Here is a 17,050-nt window from a genome sequence, read left to right on the forward strand (position 1 = left end):
TTGCTTATATCGGGGCTCGCAGTGCCAACAGGAACAGATCGGTCAGCCGGAACAGTCGCACCAGTGAACCATCAGTCGCAAATCCTGTCGCTACGCGACGCCGCCAGCCTGATCAACTCAGGCGGCGATCTCAGCACGGTGTTGCGTGATCTGGTGTTGGCCGCCTGCCGGCATGCCGGATGGACGATGGGGTCGATCATGAGCATCGACGCACCGCACGGCCATGCTTACGTGATCGTTCGCCATGACCCGACCTTGATCCAGCGGTCGCTCCCCGACCGCTGGGAACTCGCCACCAGTCCGTCGATCGTCGCCCTGCAACGCAACGAGGCCGTCTATATCAGGGATGCCCGGGTCTCGGAGGAGTTTCCTGGCTACCGCATGGAGGCTTTCCAACGCGACTACCGCAGCGTTCTGGTAATGCCGATGAGTTGCGTCGACGAGGCCGGAAGGCCGATGGTGCTCAGCGTCATCTCGCGAGAGATCATGGACGTCAGCGCCGACGATCTCGCCTTCATCGGGATGATCGTCCATCTCGGTGAAATCGCTGTCGAGAACAAGCTGCGCGAGGAGAAGCGTGCATCGGAACGGCTCCAGCAGGCGCTCCAGGCACATACGTCGCTGCTGCAGCAGGCCTTGGCCGAAAGCTCGATGCCTTCGCTTGCCGGCAGGATCGCAGCACTGGTGCCCAACCCTGTCATCGTGGTCGATTTCACCGCCAACCTGATCGTCGCCAGCCGCTCACCGAGCGAGAAGCATTTCGACGACGCGGCCTGGCAGCTTGCCGCCAGCACCAGCCTGCACCGGCAGATCATGAAGGTCGCGCGGTCGGCGGTGGATCAGCCGCAGAGCGAGGCTCATACGTTCTTCCTCGACGACGGCACGCGCCGTCTGCGTCTCACCGCGAAGATCGAACCGTTGAGCGTTGATGCCGAGGCTGTCGGGGCAATGGTCATCTTCACCATGCAGGAGCCCTTCAGCCAGCTCGACCTGCTTCTGCTCGACAGCGCCAAATTCGCGCTCAGCGTCCAGATGATGCGCAGCTTCATCCGCTTCCGATTCGAGACACGCACGCTGACGGAGTTGTTCATGGAGGTGGTCGAGCATCGCTGGCACGACCCCGCCGATGTAATGCAGCGGGCGCAGCGGCTCGGCGTGGGCTTGTCATCACCAAAGCAGATGATCCTCATCGACCTGCCTGAAGCCGCCCAAAGCAGCGCCGGACGTCTGGTCGATCCGCATCATGCGGTGATCCGGTTGCTGCAGCAGAACTCGGTCGCGGCTGACATCATCGTCGTCGACAATGGCCTCGTCTGCCTGATCCCGGCTGAGCTGGGCGAAGACAAGGACCGTGTCGCCAAGCTGCTGCGCAAGATCGCCGAGGAACTGGGGCGCCAATTCGGCCAGGAACCGTTCGCCGTTCTTTCCGGTCTCTGCACCAAACTTGCGGACTATCCCCCGGCATGGGATCGCTGCCGGCGCATGATCCGCATCGGACGGTCGTTCGGCCGGACCGGCGTCTTTGCCAGCCAGGATTTCGGCCCGCTGCCGATGCTGATCGCGGCCGCCGAGGTGGAAGATGTGCGGAGCTTCGTGCAGGACAGTGTCGGCGCCATCGCCGATCACGATCGCCAGCACGGCACCCCCTACATGGAGACGTTGTTCTCCTATCTGCGCGAAGGCTGCCGCAGCCAGGCCTGCGCTGATGCGATGGGGCTGCACGTGACCACCTTGCGGTACCGGCTGGCGCGCATCCAGGAACTGTTCGGTGTCGATCTCGATACCCCTGAGCGGCGCTTTGCTTTCGAGCTCGCCATCCGCTTGCGCGAGGTCATCGACAACCGCGCTTCGGTCGAAAGATAGCATCGTTCCAGCCTCCGCCGTGCGGACTGTTTCCAGCCCGAGACTCTTCCCTGCCCTTTGCGTTGTTGTCCGCGATCCTTGCTCGCAAACACAGCAGCCTCTCTGCCTGCTGTTCCTATCAACAGGAGGAAGAACGGTTGCAGGTCAGCGGCTAACGTCTCGTGCAATACGAAGAGGGAACACGAGGCCAGATGCTGACGACCCCACAGCCAACGATCGATCCGATTGCACTGAGAAGGGCATTCGGAACCTTCGTGACCGGCGTCACAGTCATCACCACCCGCGACGCCGATGGCACGCCGCGCGGCATGACGGCCAACTCCTTCACGTCGGTCTCGCTTGATCCGCCGCTGCTTCTGGTCTGCGTCGGCAAGGCCGCTGCCAGCTATGCCGCGTTCAACGCGTCCGACTCCTTCGCGGTCAATCTCTTGCATGAGGGGCAGACCGACGTCTCGGCGGTCTTCGCCTCGAAGGCGCACGACAAGTTCGGCTCGATCAGCCATGACCGTGTCCACACCGGGGCGCCGATCCTCAACGAATGCCTGACGTGGTTCGACTGCACCGTGCACAACCGCGTCGATGCCGGCGACCATGTCGTTCTCATCGGCGCCGTGCAGGCGTTTGGCACCAGTCCGTCGGCACCGCTCGGCTTTTGCCGCGGACGCTATGCCTCGGTGAAGGATCCACTGCCACCGGGCTGGCTTGCGTCCCACTCGATGATCGTCGGCTATTTGATCGAAGCCGAAGGCAACATCCTGTTGCGCGCCAACGGCAAGGGCGGCTGGGTGCTGCCCAGCGCCAAGAGCCGCAAGGCGGAAAACGAACTCAAGCTCGAAGGCGGCGACGCACTGACGCTGCTTCCGGATGAGACGTTTCTTTATTCCGTCTTCGATGTCGCCGACAGCGATCCCGGCTACCTCATCTATCGCGCCCGTCTCTCCGGCGCTTCCGCCGCCCTCACATTGCCCGCGGGATTCAAGTTCTTTCCGCTGGCGGACCTTCCCTACGAAGACATTCCGGCGCGCGAAATCCGCGCGCTGCTGCGCCGCTACAGCCGCGAGCGGCACGACGAGCGCTTCAGCATCTACATGGATTCGGGCGATGGCGGGCGTCTCGCCAGCATTGATGGCGGTTCGAAGCCATGGATGCAGAGCCCCAAGGACGCCGAACAGGAACAGCCATGAAGACGTCAGTCAAATCGCTCGAGAATTCCCGCCAGCAGCTGTTCATCGGCGGCGGTTTCGTCGCACCGAAAGGCGGGCAATATATTCCAAGCTACGATCCAACGACCGCTAGGTCCTGGTATGAGCTGGCCGAGGCCGACGCATCCGATGTCGATGCCGCAGTCGCTTCAGCGCGGGCAGCCTTTGCCGATCCGGCTTGGCGCCGCATGACCCAGACCGACCGCGGCAAGCTCGTCTATCGCCTGGCGGAGCTGGTGCTCGAACATGCCGACGAGCTGGCGCTGATCGAGACACGCGACAATGGCAAGCTGCTCAAGGAAATGCGGGCGCAGATGCGCGCCATACCGGATTCCTACAGCTATTTCGCCGGAATGGCCGACAAGCTGCTGGGCGACACCATCCCCGTCAACAAGCTTGACATGCTGAACTTCAACATGCGCGAGCCGCTTGGCGTCATCGGCATGATCACGCCGTGGAACTCGCCGCTGATGCTGCTCACCGGCACCTTGGCGCCTTGCCTTGCCATCGGTAACACCGTTGTCATCAAGCCGTCCGAACACGCCACCGCCTCGACGCTGGCGCTGGCCGAACTGATCATGGAAGCCGGCTTCCCCGCCGGCGTCGTCAATGTCGTAACCGGCACCGGCACCAGCGCCGGCGACGCGCTGACGCGTCATCCCGACATCGCCAAGATCGTCTTCACCGGCAGCACGGCCACCGGCCGGCGGATCGCCACCAACGCGGCCGCAAACCTGGTTTCGTGCCAGATGGAGCTTGGCGGGAAATCACCTCAGGTCGTCTTTGCCGACGTCGACTTGGACCATGCCGTCAACGGCGTCGTCTCCGGCATCTTCGCGGCCGCCGGCCAGAGCTGCGTTGCCGGATCGCGCTGCTTCGTCGAGGCCAGTATCTATGACCGTTTCGTCGACGCGCTGGTCGAGCGCGCCAGGCGGGTCAGGGTGGGCCACCCCCTGAATGACGATACCGACATGGGTCCGCTGGCGCTGTCGGCACAACTTGCCAAAGTTGAAAGCTACGTCGCCTCGGGCGTCCATCAGGGGGCGAGGATCGCGGCCGGTGGCCGCAGACCGCAATCGGCCGAGCTCGCGCAAGGCTGGTATTTCGAGCCGACGGTCATGGTCGATGCCCGCAACGAGATGGATTTCATGCAGGAAGAGATTTTCGGGCCCGTTGTCGGCGTCATTCCTTTCTCCTCGGAAGAGGAGATGACCGCGCTCGCCAATGACACGCGCTACGGCCTGTCGTCCGGCATCTGGACCAAGGACATCGACCGGGCGCTGCGCTTCGCCCGCAATGTCGACGCCGGAACCGTCTGGATCAACACCTATCGCGCATCGTCCTTCATGTCGGCCAATGGCGGCTTCAAGGAAAGCGGTTATGGCCGCCGCGGCGGCCTCGATGTGATGGAGGAGTTCTCGCGGCTGAAGAACATCATGATCGATTATTCCGGGGTCATGCAGGACCCGTTCGTCATTCGTCTGCGCTGAGCGCGTCCAACCGATCGAAAGCCTGCGGGAGAAGAGAATGAAATTTGCAGTGTCGCTGACCATGGAGCGGTTCTCGCCGGAAACGTCGATGGCGACGGTGAAGAACAATCTGCTCGAGCTGGCCCGCATGGCCGACGAGGGCGGCTTCGAGACGCTGTGGACCGCCGAGCATCACACCATCGAATGCACCATCTCACCCAATCCGCTGATGACCCTGACCTGGCTGGCGCAGCACACGCAGCAGATCCGGCTTGGCACCTCGACGCTGGTGGCGCCGTACTGGAGCCCGATCCGACTGGCTGGCGAAGCCGCCCTTTGCGATCACCTGACCGGCGGCAGGCTGGAGTTCGGCATAGCCCGTGGGTCCTATCAATACGAGTTCGACCGCATGGCCGGCGGCATGCCGCAGCAGGAGGGTGTCGCCTATCTCAAGGAACTGGTGCCGGCAGTGAAGAAACTGTGGGCCGATGATTATGCGCATGACGGACACTACTGGAAGTTTCCGCTGGCCGCGGGCGTGCCCAAGCCATTGCAGACGCCGCATCCGCCGATCTGGGTGGCGGCACGTGACCCCGGCACATTCGACTGGGCCGTAGGCATCGGTGCCAACATCCTGTCGACCCCGCTTTCAGCGCCCGCGGCCGAGATTGCCGTGCTCGGCGAAAAATTTCGCAAGGCGGTCGCCGACCATCGGGAAGTGCCGCGCCCACGCCTGATGATGCAACGCCGCACCTGCATCTACGATCGCCCGGAGGACTGGGAAGTCGCGGTCCGCCACGCCATCGACTACGGGCGCGCCTTCGAGAACCTCTTCCAGAACATCGGCACGGTAAAGAACGGTTTCCCCGAGGCTGTGCCTTATGAAAGCGTCAAGGGCAAGGACAACTACAATCCCGAGAGCATCCGCAAGAACCTGATGTTCGGCACGCCCGACGAGATCATCGAGAAGCTTGAGGACTACGAGGCCGCCGGCGTCGACCAGTACTGCCTGGGGCTGACCTTCAACCTGCCGTTCGAGCTGCAGAAGAAGACGATCCGGCTGTTCGTCGACGAGGTCATGCCGCACTTCGCGGCACGCAATCGCACCAGGGCTGTCGCGGTGGGGCACTGATGGCGATGGCGACCGGTTTCTTCGTCCACGGCGATGTGGCGCTCAACTATCGTGTCGACGGAAACGGGCCACAGAAGCTGGTCTGCATCCATGGCGTCGGCTCCTATCTGGAAGCGTGGCGCGGCGTCGTCGCTCGCCTGCCGGATCAGTTCACCGTGCTCACATTTGATCTGCGTGGCCATGGCGGGTCGGCGCGCATCAAGGGACGCTACGAGATTGATGACTTCGTCGGCGATACGCTGGCGCTGGCCGATCATGCTGGCTTTGCGCGCTTTCATCTTGCCGGCTTCTCGCTGGGCGGCCTTATAGCCCAGCGCCTGGCACTGACCCATCCCGATCGGCTTCAGAAGCTGGTGCTGCTGGCGACCGTCGCCGGGCGCTTGCCGGAAGAACGGCAGGCGGTTCTGCGTCGTCTCGCCGCTTTGACCGCCAGCCAGCCGAGTGCGCACCATGCCGCGTCGCTCTCGCGGTGGCTGACCGAGGAGTTTCAGGAGCGCAACCCGGATGTGATCGCCGAGCTGCATCGGCGCGACGCCGAGAACGATCCTGCGTGCTACGCCGCCGCTTACCGGGTTCTGGCCGAGACAGATTTCGGCGGCATCCTCGACCAGATCAGGTCGCCGACACTGATCGTGACGGGGGAGGACGACCAGGGATCCAACCCGCGCATGGCGCGTCACATGCACGATCAGATCCGCGGCTCGCGGCTCGAGATCCTGCCGGGGTTGCGGCATTCGATCCTGATCGAAGCGCCCGGGTCGGTCGCTGGCCTGATAGCGGATTTCCTGGATGACCGGGCAAGGGCGACCAGCCATGGATAGCAAATTGCAGAAAGCCGGCGAGGCAATCCGCCGCAAAGTACTGGGCGACGACTATGTCGACCGCGCAATCGGCAATGCCGATGACTTCTCCCGTCCCCTCCAGGACATGCTCAACGAGTATTGCTGGGGCACATGCTGGACTGACGCCGCGCTCGATCTCAAGCAGCGCAGTCTGCTCAATCTCGGCATGCTTGCGGCACTGGGCCGCATGCATGAGTTCGGCGTGCATTTTCGCGGTGCGATCCGCAACGGGTTGACCGACGACGAGCTGCGGGCGGCCCTGATCCAGATCGCGGTGTATTGCGGCGTTCCGGCTGGTGTCGAGGCCTTCCGTGTCGCGCGTGCGGTGCGCGACGAAGCAAAGGCCGACACGCCATGACAACCGTTTCGCGGCGATCGGCTTGCCGTGGTTCCGAGCAATGGGCGCGACAAACCTCCTCTGCCTCGCCGGAAGACGGCGACAGCGGTCTCATTTCTAAATTAGCAACAACAACAAGGGGAACGGTACACATGAAAACATCTCTGAAATTGGCGACATTGGCGGCTTCGCTTGCCCTGACATTGACGACGCTTCCGGCTCAGGCCGGCGCGGTGCTGGACCGTGTCGTGGCGGCCGGAACTCTCAAGGTCGCAACTGACGCCAACTGGGCGCCACAGTCCTTCCTCAACGCCACCAACGAGCTGGACGGCTTCGACATCGATGTCGCCAAGGAGATCGGCAAGCGCATCGGCGTCAAGGTCGAGTTCGTGACGCCGGGCTGGGACATCATCACCGCCGGCAACTGGGTCGGCCGTTGGGACATGCATGTCGGCTCGATGACGCCGACGAAGAAGCGCGCCGAGATCTTCGATTTTCCCGCTGTCTACTACTACACGCCAGCAGCGGTTGCGGTTCACAAGGACAGCAAGGCCAAATCGTTGAGCGATCTGGATGGCAAGGTTGTCGGCGCGACGACGACATCGACCTTCGAAGCCTATGCCAAGAAGGATTTGACGCTCGACGCGGCCGGTGCGCCGCCATTCGAATACAAGCTCAACCCGAAGGAAGTGCACTCCTACGAGAACTCCACCACCGCTTTCGACGATCTGCGGGTCGGTGACGGCGTTCGGCTCGATGCCGTCGTCTCGTCGCAGCCCAGCATCGTCGATGCCGTGAAAGCCGGTTATCCGATCAGGCAGATCGGCGATCCGGTGTTTTATGAGCCCCTGGCTGTCGCAATCGAACACGGTGACCCGGAATTCTCGGCCAGAATCGCCGATGCCGTGAAGGCCATGAAAGGCGACGGAACGCTGAGCACGCTCTCCAGGAAATGGTACGGGGTCGACTACTCGGTCGTAAAGTAGTTCCGACGTTCGCTGGCGGCTCGCCTGTGCGGGCCGCCGACCATTCGAAGGGACAGGCTATGCTCTACCCCGATACCGTCGAAGCTGAAGTCCTCGTGCACAAGCCGTGGTTTGTGGCGACGATGTTCGGCGTCGTCTTTGCGATCTTCCTCGCCTTCAACCTGACGTCGACGAGCTTCGGCGAATTGATGCGCCCGGTCATCGGCGAACCGTCGCAGAGCGGCCTCTATGGTCGGTTTGCCATCGCCTTCGTGATCGCGCTTCTGTTCGTCCTCAATGTCGTCCTGATCGGCTTCGCCTCGCTGCGTGTCCAGATCGCCATCGTCTGGTTCGAACTGCTGCTGCTCTTCCTGGCCTTCTTCGCGACCTTTCATCTCAGCCTGCCCTTCATCCGGGAAAAGCTGCCATTCCTGATTTCCCAGGGGGTGGTGACCACGCTCTACGTCTCGGCCATCTCCATCATCATCGCCTCCCTGATCGCCATACTGGGTGCCGTAGCCAAGCTCTCCACCAACGGCTTCGCCTACGCCATCGCAAGCTTCTACACTTCGTTCTTTCGCGGCCTGCCGCTCCTGATGCAGGTTTATCTGATCTATCTCGGCCTGCCGCAACTGGGCTTCGTGGTCGGTGCGGTTCCCGCCGGCATCCTGGCGCTCTCGCTGTGCTACGGCGCCTACATGACCGAAATTTTCCGATCGGGAATCCAGAGCATCGACCGTGGTCAATGGGAAGCATCGCGCTCGATGGGTTTTGGCTTTTCGCTGACCATGCGCCGGATCATACTGCCGCAGGCGCTTCCGGTCATCATTCCGCCGACCGGCAACCAGTTCATTTCCATGCTCAAGGACAGTTCGCTGGTCTCGGTCATCGGCGTCTGGGAACTGATGTTCCTTGCCCGCACGCTGGGCCAGAAAACCTTCCAGCATATGGAGATGCTGATTTCGGCTTCTCTCATCTACTGGATGCTGTCGATCTGCCTCGAGCTGATCCAGTCCCGCATCGAACGGCACTATGCCAGGAGCAAGGTGCGATGAGCGCTGAAACCATCATTGAAGCCAGAGCCGTCTCCAAATGGTACGGCCAGTTCCATGCCCTGAAGGACATCAATCTGACGGTCCACAAAGGCGAACGCATCGTCATCTGTGGCCCGTCCGGCTCCGGAAAGTCGACACTGATCCGCTGCCTCAATCGCCTCGAATCGCATCAGGAGGGCGACATCGCCGTCAACGGCATCCATCTTCACCCAAAGATGAAGAACGTCGCCGACGTGCGCAGCAATGTCGGCATGGTGTTCCAGCACTTCAACCTGTTTCCGCATCTGACCGTGCTGATGAACTGCATGGCCGGGCCGATGTGGGTCAAGGGCGTTTCCGCCGCCGAGGCACGCAAGACCGCGCTGCAGTTCCTGGAGCGCGTGCGCATTCCCGAACAGGCGAACAAATTCCCGGTCCAGCTGTCGGGCGGCCAGCAGCAGCGCGTCGCCATTGCGCGAAGCCTGTGCATGAAGCCGGCGGTGATGCTGTTCGATGAGCCGACATCGGCACTCGACCCGGAAATGGTGTCGGAAGTGCTCGATACGATGACCGGGCTAGCGCGCGACGGCATGACTATGGTTTGCGTCACTCATGAAATGGGCTTTGCACGGGCGGTGGCCGATCGCGTCATCTTCATGGATGCCGGCCAGATAGTCGAGGAAGGCAAGCCGGACAGCTTCTTCGGCAATCCTCAGCACGATCGCACCAAGCTGTTTCTCAGCCAGATACTGAAGCACTGATACGCACATTTTGCCAAGCCAATGGCGGTGAGAGGTCATGGGGCAGCGGTTCCAGTTCGCCGATCGCGCACCAGCACGGCAATCCACCGGTCCATGTCGGGACTGATAGAACCGCAAGCGCATTCGCATCGCTCCTGCGAACAAGACTGCTGCCAATTGCTGATCAGGTCCGACCGAGGAGGCGGCCTACCCAACCGGGCCTGGCAGGCGCTGGCGGTGTACTGTCTCCGATGAAGAAGGAATCCATGACGGTCCCCAGTTCGGAGTCCTCGATCTCCGAGAGGACCTGGATCTGATTCCGCAGTCTCAGCCGGATGATGGCTTCCCGCGTCACATCTTCCATAGCCGGACGGCCGAGCCGACCTGCCGCCCTGACCCAGGCCTCGGCGAACCCGCGCGCAAGTCGCGCGTCACTTCCGATGGATGGGCGCTCGGTGATCTGGACAAGAGCATCTTCCGTGAGCTCTGCCAGCAGCTCCCAGCGGCGGCCGGCCCGAGGACCTCTGTCGAGTATTCGCCCTCTCATCCACAGTCTCTGGAATGCATTGCGGATGCCTCCCTGAAATCGCTCGGCCGGCCTTCCGGCGAATCGCCATGCCACAAGGTCAGGCAGAACTACCGTCGCGAGGAACGCCCACACGTCATCCCGCAGTGCTTCGCCGCTATCAAACTCAGGCACCTGTGCAAGGTGGATGGATGCAAGTTCGTCGAACCGAGCTCGCTCGGTGGCGCTGCCGCGGTCCGGAAATCCGCAGGCATGCCCGATCTCGAGCAGAGCAGATCGGAGTGTCCGCAGGAACTCGTCGGGCACCGGGCTTCCACCGCTCGCAGCATAGGTTGCCTCGACAGGAAAATGGGCAGAATCCAGCCCAGCATCGACGGTCGCCATGAGACCTGCGGTAGACGACAGGCATGCGTCGACTGCAATGCGGTCGAGTCTCGGCAGTAGTGCCACGCTCATGCGCGAGCCTCCTCCGTCGCGACGTCCGCAGCGGCGAGAACCGCTGCATGGAACGAGGATGGTCTTAGATCGAGCATGCTCCGGATCGTCTGGATGTCCTGGCCGGGAAAGGCCAGCCGGATCCAGAACTCGACTCTGCCTGCTATGGAGCTGGAGTCGCTCTCCGCGACCGCTTGCTCGAAATCGGACTGTCGCAGCGATGTCGCGATGATCTGCGTCATGACATCGGCAAGCACCACCTGGAGGGTGGCGCGATCGCCGGCCAGAAGTCGCTCGGTGAAGTCGGGGCGATCGCTGTTGAGGAAAAGTCGAACAGCTCCGCCGAAGTCCCGGTGGAGGTTGCCTGGAGCCCAGTGCAGGTACCATGGCGCATACGCTTCCGGCCTTCCGGCGAAGCGGCGAGAGAAACTCAGCGATTCCATCGGGAATCTGGGCTCCTCGCCCTCGAGACGCAGATCGATCCGGTCAGACCAGAGCTTCGATGCGGATCGCGACGGGGACAGCGTGTGGGCGCCTGCACCCGGGTGGCCGAGGAGGATCATTGTCTCGGCAAGAAGGCGCTGGGAAAGGCTGTGTCCCGCTACCCGCTCCTCGAGAAGAATTTCTCCAGCACGAATTTCGCGACGCGTCGCTGCAATGATCGTTCGGGGCATGTTGCCCGCGCCCGTGCCGACGCGCATCAACAGCACCAGGGTGAGCTGCGCGATGTCGATCCGCAGCTGTGAGGCGGCGATATCAAGATCGACAGCAATCCGGCGCCTGAGGGTCACGTCGCGTCCGCTGTCCCAGTCTGCAATCCAGGGGTCTTCTATGACGACTTCACGATCGTTCTCGACGAGTACCCATGGGCCGGCCTGCACGGCGTCGGTCCCTAGCGTCAGGAATGGAAAGGCGATACGGCTCATGCGCCGGCTGCCGCGGACAGTCGCGCGCCGAGGGTCACTGCGCAATCAGACGGCATCGCGACAGCCACCTCGAACCTGCCGACTCGATGACCGATCTCGATCCGCGCCCCGCTGCCGAGCGATTCTCCGAAGTCATCGCGAGCGTCGAGCACATGAGGTTTGACGGTCGAGGGCGCTTCGGCTGCAGTGCCGCCGTCCATCACAAGTGCAGGTTCAAGAAGCAGCGAGTTTGCCGCGCCGTCGCCCCTCACGATCATTTCGAAAACCGCGACAGGCCCGTCCTGGCCTTCCTCCAGTCTCAGGAACAAGGGCCGAGTGACGCCGCTGCCACCACGGCCTGCACCGCCACCACCGCCCCCGGGAGCTCGTGGACCTGCACCTTCGCCTTCACCCTCGAGTACCCTTCCAAAGAGGCCGGCGACCGTCGCAAGCGACGGTCCAGTATCGCCGGCGATCGGCGCCGCCGCCGGCGGATTTGCATATTCTGCCGCGGCAACCTTGATGCGGCGGACGGCGATCCGCACGATACTTCGCGCCTCCTTGTCGGCGAGCGCCTCGAACTGCCAATCATCGTGGGCGGGCGGCTCTGCTTCTGCGAAGGCAGCCTCGACGATCTGCTCATCTGAAGCGACAAAGACACCAGCCCACTCGAATCGATCATCGGGAAGCTGCGGACCTTCGTAGTAGCGAACCACCAGTTCCACAGGCCGCATCACGGCGATCGCGGCGGATCGCTCCGGGAACAGGCTACCCTCACGACCTGCTGGCGAGATTCGATCTGCCCGGAGCCCTCGAACCATGCTCAGGCGACCAAGCAGCCTGTTCGGCCGAAAGGAGCGTATCTCCTCGCCACTCGCCGGATCGGTCCGCAAGGCCTTCATTGCACGCGCGTAGAGATCCAGCGGAGGAAAGTCCTCAGGACGCGGCAGCGGATATTCCGTATCGTCGATGAAAACGCGGAAGTGCATCTTCCGCGTCTCGGGCGTGTCCTCGATGAGCCGAGGCCAGAAGAACCAGAGCAGTGCCTCCTGCACCAGGCTCATCGCATGCTCGCCATCGGTGCCGACAAACGCAGGGTCAAGAATCATGATCGAGGTGCCTGATCGGGTAGCGTCGCGCCCCGGAAAGCCGATCGCGTCGGCAAGGTCCGCAGCCTCCTGGCCTTCGATCGGGTCGACGTACTCCTCGCCGTCGGCAGGAACACCCCACCAGTGCCTCCCGGTGAACCTTCGTCTCACTCCGTGCGGGTCGTCCGCGTCAAATGCTGATCCAAGCTGGGCAGCGATGAGGCGGCGGACCGGATCGCCTGCAAAGGAGGTCTGACTGTCGATCACGATCGTCGAACAGCGGCTCGCCAGATAGAGGGAGGTCTTGCCATAGCCGTATGTGCCGCCGCCGTGCACGGTGTTGCGGCGTGAACCCACGTTCCTCAGGAAATCGACAAAGTCGGTTGGCCCGTCATCAGACGCCAGGTCAGCTCTGGTCGGCCCGGCGAGACCGGCTGTGCCGAAGTCACAGATCTCGAGCACGCGCAGGCTTTCGGAATGCAGGAAATCGTCGAGGCTGCCCGCCGCCTTGCCGTCAAGCGGTCGCTGGCTCAGGATCTCGACACGCAGAATGGCGGCCTGCTGCGGATCAAGCGTGCGCAACCGAAAATGGACCTCGGCTCCGCCGTCGGACAGGGCGGCATCGCAGCTGTTCTGCACGGCCTCTCTCACCACCGTCTGGACAAGATCGATCGAAGGCGCACCGAGCAGCTTCAGATAGCCGTCGGCGGCCAGGTTGCCGGAAGCCGAGTAGGCCTCGGAATGCAATGTCAGGGGTGGTCGAGGCATGCGATCATCTCGCTGACATGAGCGTCGGCACGAACGGCAGCCAGACGGCTGGATTCGGCCGCGACAAGGTCGATTGAGTAGGAAAGGCTGGAAATGCCCGTTGGCAGGGCCCCGGTCGCGAAGCTCTCCGGGGTGATCCTCGGGAAGTCGCCGGCGACAACATAGTGGTGCTCGCCCTCAAGACGAAAGTTCGCCATGTTCCATGCCGGGGCGTTCGGATCTGCGCAGCCGACAGCCGCAAGAAGATTCCGGACCCCAAGGGAGTCCGATGCCGCTGTGATTGCTTCTGCAGCCAGCGTCGACACCGAAAGGTCGCCGCCCGTCGACTGCTCGAGCTGATAGAGCACGAGATGCAGCACGCCTCCCGTTGGAGCGAGCAGCTGATCGACCGACGAAATCCTGACCGAAAGGCCAGTCACTCTCGCGGAGGTCTTGACCTCGAGCGCGAGGCTGTCGGCGCGAAAATCATGACGCTCCATCATGGGGCCGCGCCAGAGCTGCCAGGCGCGCGCATCAAGCCGAAGCATCCGCCGGAGCATCAGGAGTTCGCCGACGAGACCTCTCACTTCCTGGGTCGTTACTCCAGAACCCGGATCGGCGAGCAGCGATCTGAAGTCGTCGAGCGTCGACGCGCAGGCGTCGACTGGAGACGAGCCAGCCCTGATACGCTTCATCATCTCCGCGCTGACATCCGCAAAGACCCCGTCCAGCCCGGCTGCCAGGCAGATAATGTCAAGATAGCGTACCGAGACACCATTCAGAGAGTAGGTCGCGATGCCGATCCCCAGCGATGGACTGCTCGGGAGCTGGGTGATTCTCTCGCTGTGTCTTATCGGGAGGAGCACGCGCAGCTCGCCCGCATTGCCCAGCGCAAGACGAATGCTTCCGAAGCCAGTCTCGATTCCCGTATCCACGCTGGGAATCCCGAGCTCGCTCGAAGCGTGACCACCACGGCGCAGCATGGCCCACTCTTCGAGCGATGGCTCAGTGGACACGGCCGGCCTCGAGCTGTTCGGCGATCTCGTCCTCGATCTCTTCGAGATCGTCGGCCGATGGTGGTTCCAGTCTCACACTGTAATATCCGCCTGACCCGTCTGCCGACCCGGGGAAGACAATCCCGAAGCCGACCAGATCTCCTACGGCTTCAAGGGCGACGCGCTGGCCCGACGCCTTTCTCGGCGTCGAGTTCCTGTCGATCGGATAGAGCAGCAGGAGCGGCACGTTGCCGACGACACCCGCGCGCACGGCCTTCAGCCTGGTCCAATCCGTCTCTGTGGCGGCGTCTGCGCCATCGGCGCAGTCGAAGAGGACGTCCCTTCGCGACATCAGCGCCTTGATGTCGGCGAAATCATCCGGCCGCTCCAGTCGCGTTCTTGTCGAAAGCCGTACCGGGCCCAGCTCGCCCATCGGTTTTGCCGACTGGTCCCCGCTTCTCGGTTCGACGACTCCGACGTTCCATGTCCGCGCGCTGTCGCCGGATGCCTCGATGTACCCCAGCAGGAACTCGGCAGAGAGCTCCCTGTGGGACGCCTGCACCGAGTATGCCCGGAGAAACTGCACTATCAGGCGGCCGGGCACACTGCGAAACAGGATGCGCGTCGATTCCCGGTCGCGTAACCCGAGGTCGGTGGCCTGTGTCATCAGATGGGCGGCGGCGGTCCAGTTTCCCCGGACGATCTCAGGCCTGCGATGATCGAAGCGGATCGTCTGCACGTGCTTGCCGGCATAGCTCACGTCGGTGAGGACGGCCGCTCTCATCTTGCTTGCGGCTGTGATCGCCATGCCCGGTATCGACCTCACCCTGACCGCGAATTCCATCGGAGTGGTCCTGCGAACCGCATACTCGGCTACATCCCCCCTGATCTCGGCCTCGATGAGGGCGAGCGAACGGAATGCCGTGCTGAGCGAATCGGTCATCCAGATGCGCGGCATGTCCTCGTATCCGGGCCGATAGCCGAACCACCGCCCCATCTGCAGCAGGGTGTCGTACTGGCTGGATGTGCGCAGAAAGTAGCTCACGCACAGGCCCTCGATCGTCAGGCCACGAGCGAGGATGGAGCCGCCGACCACGATGTACGTGCGTGGAGGGCCATCGTAGTCGATCCGATCTTCGCTGGTGCCGTTCTCGACAGGAACTTCCAGCGCCTCGAGGACCGCCGGCATGAATGGCATCAGCTGATGTCCGGTGACGTGGGGCAGGGCGCACAGGTCGTCGGGAACGCGCTGCTGCTCGGCCTCCCAGAGACCGAGCATCCGTACCCCAAGAGCAGATAGGGGGTCCGTGATCTGGTCGGCGATCACCTCGAGCCATGCCTTCACCAGAGTGGCCAGCCGCTCATGCATGATCACGTAGGCCGATGTGTGGATCAGCATCGACATGTGGCTGTCCGCATCACCTCGAAACCGTCGCGCTGCGCAGGACGCCAGGAAATACAGGACCGCATCTTCGAGCGATTCCGTCATGCGTGGCTGAAAATGATCCTTTTCCGCCCGGCTCGGCGGCTGAAGGAACGCGATGTCGTCCTCCGGGATCTCCCGGATCATGTCGAGCCCCTCTTCTTCGGGCTGCGGGGAATCCGCGTCGATCGGCGGGCGGCCGAACAGACGCTCGGTCCCGAAATAACCATCCGGCGTCGGCAAGGCGGTTATGAAGTCCTTCGGGTAGAGATCGTCGAGTTCCCTTCCCCCAGCGGGGAAGGGGTTGATGAGCACGTTGGCGAACGGCGTGGCGGTATATCCTACGTAGGAATTTGCCGGGATCTTCTTGAGGATCAGGCGGATCCTCTCGTTTATGCGTGTCATGTCGTACTCGCCGGAGGCCGTGTTCACACTCGCCTGGTCGCATTCATCATCGATGACAAGGACCTTGAGACGACGCAGAATCGCGGGCAGGGTGCGCTCCAGTGTGAGAAGCAGCTGTCCAAGCGGAGCAACGTTCTTCTTCACGACTGCGAGCTGCGCCGCCCCATCCACGGGCATCGGAAAGCCTCCATTGGGCGGCATCCTGAAATCGCCCTGCTCGTCTTCGCGGGTCTGGAGCTGCCACTGGTCTCTCAGCCGATCGACCAGATCCTTCTGCATGCGCCCCTGGGTCTGCTTGCGAAGCTTGTTCGTGAGGCCAGCCAGAATGATCACCAGATTGTAGCCGGCGTCGACCGCCTTTGCGATGACGGCGGTCATGTTGGCGGTCTTGCCGGATTGAACGTGTCCAACGACCAGACCACGACATGCAAAGCTCTCCTTCAAGGGATTCTCAAGCAGCGAGACGATCTCGTTCGAGGCCTTGCCGATGCGGTCATCGACGGTGTCTGCGGACCAGCCCTTGGAATCGACGAGATAAGCCCGCAACGCGGGCCAGTGACGATCAGTTTCCGCCGGCCCGTGATACCAGTCCTGGCGGATTCGGAAGATCGAATTCACCCTGAGAATTTCGACGGGTCGAATGGATCCGCGAACCTGTTCGATGGCGGCGGCAAAATCCTGCTCGGTCTCGTCCGAGAAGCGGCCAAGGAACGGTTCGAGGTCCTGCCGGACGAGGCGAGCCGCATCATCCAGGCCGTCAGCCGACGACAGGCGCGCGCGCAGCTGCCTGACAAACGCATCCATTTGTGTCGCTGATACCGACATCGCCCCCCCGCTATGAATAGACTCATCGCCCCGAATGGACCTTGTACGCTGCAGGCCATCGGCTGCAAGCTGAAATGAAAAAATCGCGAACGACTTCGCCACTAGAACCGTACGCGA

General features: G+C 62.6%; 14 protein-coding genes. 9 read left to right on the forward strand and 5 right to left on the reverse strand.

Annotated features, from left to right (window positions below; all coding sequences use genetic code 11):
• Nucleotides 1-63: 63 nt before the first annotated feature.
• From M729_RS0114075 to M729_RS0114115, 9 genes are all read left to right on the forward strand, one after another.
• Complete coding sequence (locus M729_RS0114075; RefSeq protein ID WP_027161917.1) at nt 64-1,863, forward strand: helix-turn-helix domain-containing protein; 1,800 nt, start codon at nt 64-66, stop codon at nt 1,861-1,863.
• A 191-nt stretch (nt 1,864-2,054) separates the two neighbouring features.
• Complete coding sequence (locus tag M729_RS0114080) at nt 2,055-3,047, forward strand: flavin reductase (protein ID WP_027161918.1); 993 nt, start codon at nt 2,055-2,057, stop codon at nt 3,045-3,047.
• On the forward strand, nt 3,044-4,555 hold the full coding sequence (locus M729_RS0114085) for an aldehyde dehydrogenase (protein ID WP_027161919.1): 1,512 nt from the start codon (nt 3,044-3,046) through the stop codon (nt 4,553-4,555). The genes M729_RS0114080 and M729_RS0114085 overlap by 4 nt, the downstream gene beginning before the upstream one ends.
• A 37-nt stretch (nt 4,556-4,592) precedes the next feature.
• Entirely contained in the window at nt 4,593-5,666 is a 1,074-nt protein-coding gene (locus tag M729_RS0114090) for an LLM class flavin-dependent oxidoreductase (RefSeq protein WP_027161920.1), read from the forward strand.
• Complete coding sequence (locus M729_RS0114095) at nt 5,666-6,487, forward strand: alpha/beta hydrolase (protein WP_027161921.1); 822 nt, start codon at nt 5,666-5,668, stop codon at nt 6,485-6,487. The genes M729_RS0114090 and M729_RS0114095 overlap by 1 nt, the downstream gene beginning before the upstream one ends.
• On the forward strand, nt 6,480-6,866 hold the full coding sequence (locus M729_RS0114100) for a carboxymuconolactone decarboxylase family protein (RefSeq protein WP_027161922.1): 387 nt from the start codon (nt 6,480-6,482) through the stop codon (nt 6,864-6,866). The genes M729_RS0114095 and M729_RS0114100 overlap by 8 nt, the downstream gene beginning before the upstream one ends.
• 131 nt (nt 6,867-6,997) lie before the next feature.
• Nucleotides 6,998-7,831, forward strand: a complete 834-nt coding sequence (locus M729_RS0114105; RefSeq protein WP_027161923.1) for a transporter substrate-binding domain-containing protein — start codon at nt 6,998-7,000, stop codon at nt 7,829-7,831.
• A gap of 59 nt (nt 7,832-7,890) precedes the next feature.
• Nucleotides 7,891-8,865 (forward strand): amino acid ABC transporter permease, encoded by a 975-nt coding sequence (locus M729_RS0114110; protein WP_013525195.1) that lies wholly within the window; start codon nt 7,891-7,893, stop codon nt 8,863-8,865.
• Entirely contained in the window at nt 8,862-9,605 is a 744-nt protein-coding gene (locus tag M729_RS0114115) for an amino acid ABC transporter ATP-binding protein (RefSeq protein ID WP_027161924.1), read from the forward strand. Before M729_RS0114110 ends, M729_RS0114115 begins: the two co-directional genes overlap by 4 nt.
• Nucleotides 9,606-9,768: 163 nt before the next feature.
• Here M729_RS0114115 and M729_RS01000000135060 read toward each other — a convergent pair whose 3' ends face one another.
• Genes M729_RS01000000135060 through M729_RS0114140 form a run of 5 tightly spaced genes read right to left on the reverse strand, consistent with a single transcriptional unit; the run spans nt 9,769 to nt 16,912 of the window.
• Complete coding sequence (locus tag M729_RS01000000135060) at nt 9,769-10,566, reverse strand: hypothetical protein (protein ID WP_050596233.1); 798 nt, start codon at nt 10,564-10,566, stop codon at nt 9,769-9,771.
• Complete coding sequence (locus M729_RS0114125; protein WP_027161925.1) at nt 10,563-11,471, reverse strand: hypothetical protein; 909 nt, start codon at nt 11,469-11,471, stop codon at nt 10,563-10,565. The genes M729_RS01000000135060 and M729_RS0114125 overlap by 4 nt, the downstream gene beginning before the upstream one ends.
• Nucleotides 11,468-13,306 carry a hypothetical protein gene (locus tag M729_RS0114130; protein WP_027161926.1) on the reverse strand — a complete coding sequence of 613 codons (1,839 nt, stop codon included), beginning with the start codon at nt 13,304-13,306 and terminating at the stop codon, nt 11,468-11,470. Before M729_RS0114130 ends, M729_RS0114125 begins: the two co-directional genes overlap by 4 nt.
• Nucleotides 13,288-14,268, reverse strand: a complete 981-nt coding sequence (locus M729_RS01000000135065; RefSeq protein ID WP_050596235.1) for a PD-(D/E)XK motif protein — start codon at nt 14,266-14,268, stop codon at nt 13,288-13,290. The genes M729_RS0114130 and M729_RS01000000135065 overlap by 19 nt, the downstream gene beginning before the upstream one ends.
• Nucleotides 14,269-14,290: 22 nt before the next feature.
• Nucleotides 14,291-16,912: a Z1 domain-containing protein gene (locus M729_RS0114140; protein ID WP_198032094.1), complete on the reverse strand. Its 2,622-nt coding sequence runs from the start codon at nt 16,910-16,912 to the stop codon at nt 14,291-14,293.
• Nucleotides 16,913-17,050: the final 138 nt, after the last annotated feature.

The organism is Mesorhizobium sp. WSM1293, assembly GCF_000513875.1.
GTDB classification, from domain to species: Bacteria; Pseudomonadota; Alphaproteobacteria; order Rhizobiales; family Rhizobiaceae; genus Mesorhizobium; species Mesorhizobium ciceri.

Bases quoted from the DNA above. Each gene is read 5' to 3' on its own strand.
- M729_RS0114080 (WP_027161918.1), top strand. From the start codon at position 2,055: ATGCTGACGACCCCACAGCCAACGATCGATCCGATTGCACTGAGAAGG.
- M729_RS0114085 (WP_027161919.1), top strand. From the start codon at position 3,044: ATGAAGACGTCAGTCAAATCGCTCGAGAATTCCCGCCAGCAGCTGTTC.
- M729_RS0114090 (WP_027161920.1), top strand. From the start codon at position 4,593: ATGAAATTTGCAGTGTCGCTGACCATGGAGCGGTTCTCGCCGGAAACG.
- M729_RS0114095 (WP_027161921.1), top strand. From the start codon at position 5,666: ATGGCGATGGCGACCGGTTTCTTCGTCCACGGCGATGTGGCGCTCAAC.
- M729_RS0114100 (WP_027161922.1), top strand. From the start codon at position 6,480: ATGGATAGCAAATTGCAGAAAGCCGGCGAGGCAATCCGCCGCAAAGTA.
- M729_RS0114105 (WP_027161923.1), top strand. From the start codon at position 6,998: ATGAAAACATCTCTGAAATTGGCGACATTGGCGGCTTCGCTTGCCCTG.
- M729_RS0114110 (WP_013525195.1), top strand. From the start codon at position 7,891: ATGCTCTACCCCGATACCGTCGAAGCTGAAGTCCTCGTGCACAAGCCG.
- M729_RS0114115 (WP_027161924.1), top strand. From the start codon at position 8,862: ATGAGCGCTGAAACCATCATTGAAGCCAGAGCCGTCTCCAAATGGTAC.
- M729_RS01000000135060 (WP_050596233.1), bottom strand. From the start codon at position 10,566: ATGAGCGTGGCACTACTGCCGAGACTCGACCGCATTGCAGTCGACGCA.
- M729_RS0114125 (WP_027161925.1), bottom strand. From the start codon at position 11,471: ATGAGCCGTATCGCCTTTCCATTCCTGACGCTAGGGACCGACGCCGTG.
- M729_RS0114130 (WP_027161926.1), bottom strand. From the start codon at position 13,306: ATGCCTCGACCACCCCTGACATTGCATTCCGAGGCCTACTCGGCTTCC.
- M729_RS01000000135065 (WP_050596235.1), bottom strand. From the start codon at position 14,268: ATGCTGCGCCGTGGTGGTCACGCTTCGAGCGAGCTCGGGATTCCCAGC.
- M729_RS0114140 (WP_198032094.1), bottom strand. From the start codon at position 16,912: ATGGATGCGTTTGTCAGGCAGCTGCGCGCGCGCCTGTCGTCGGCTGAC.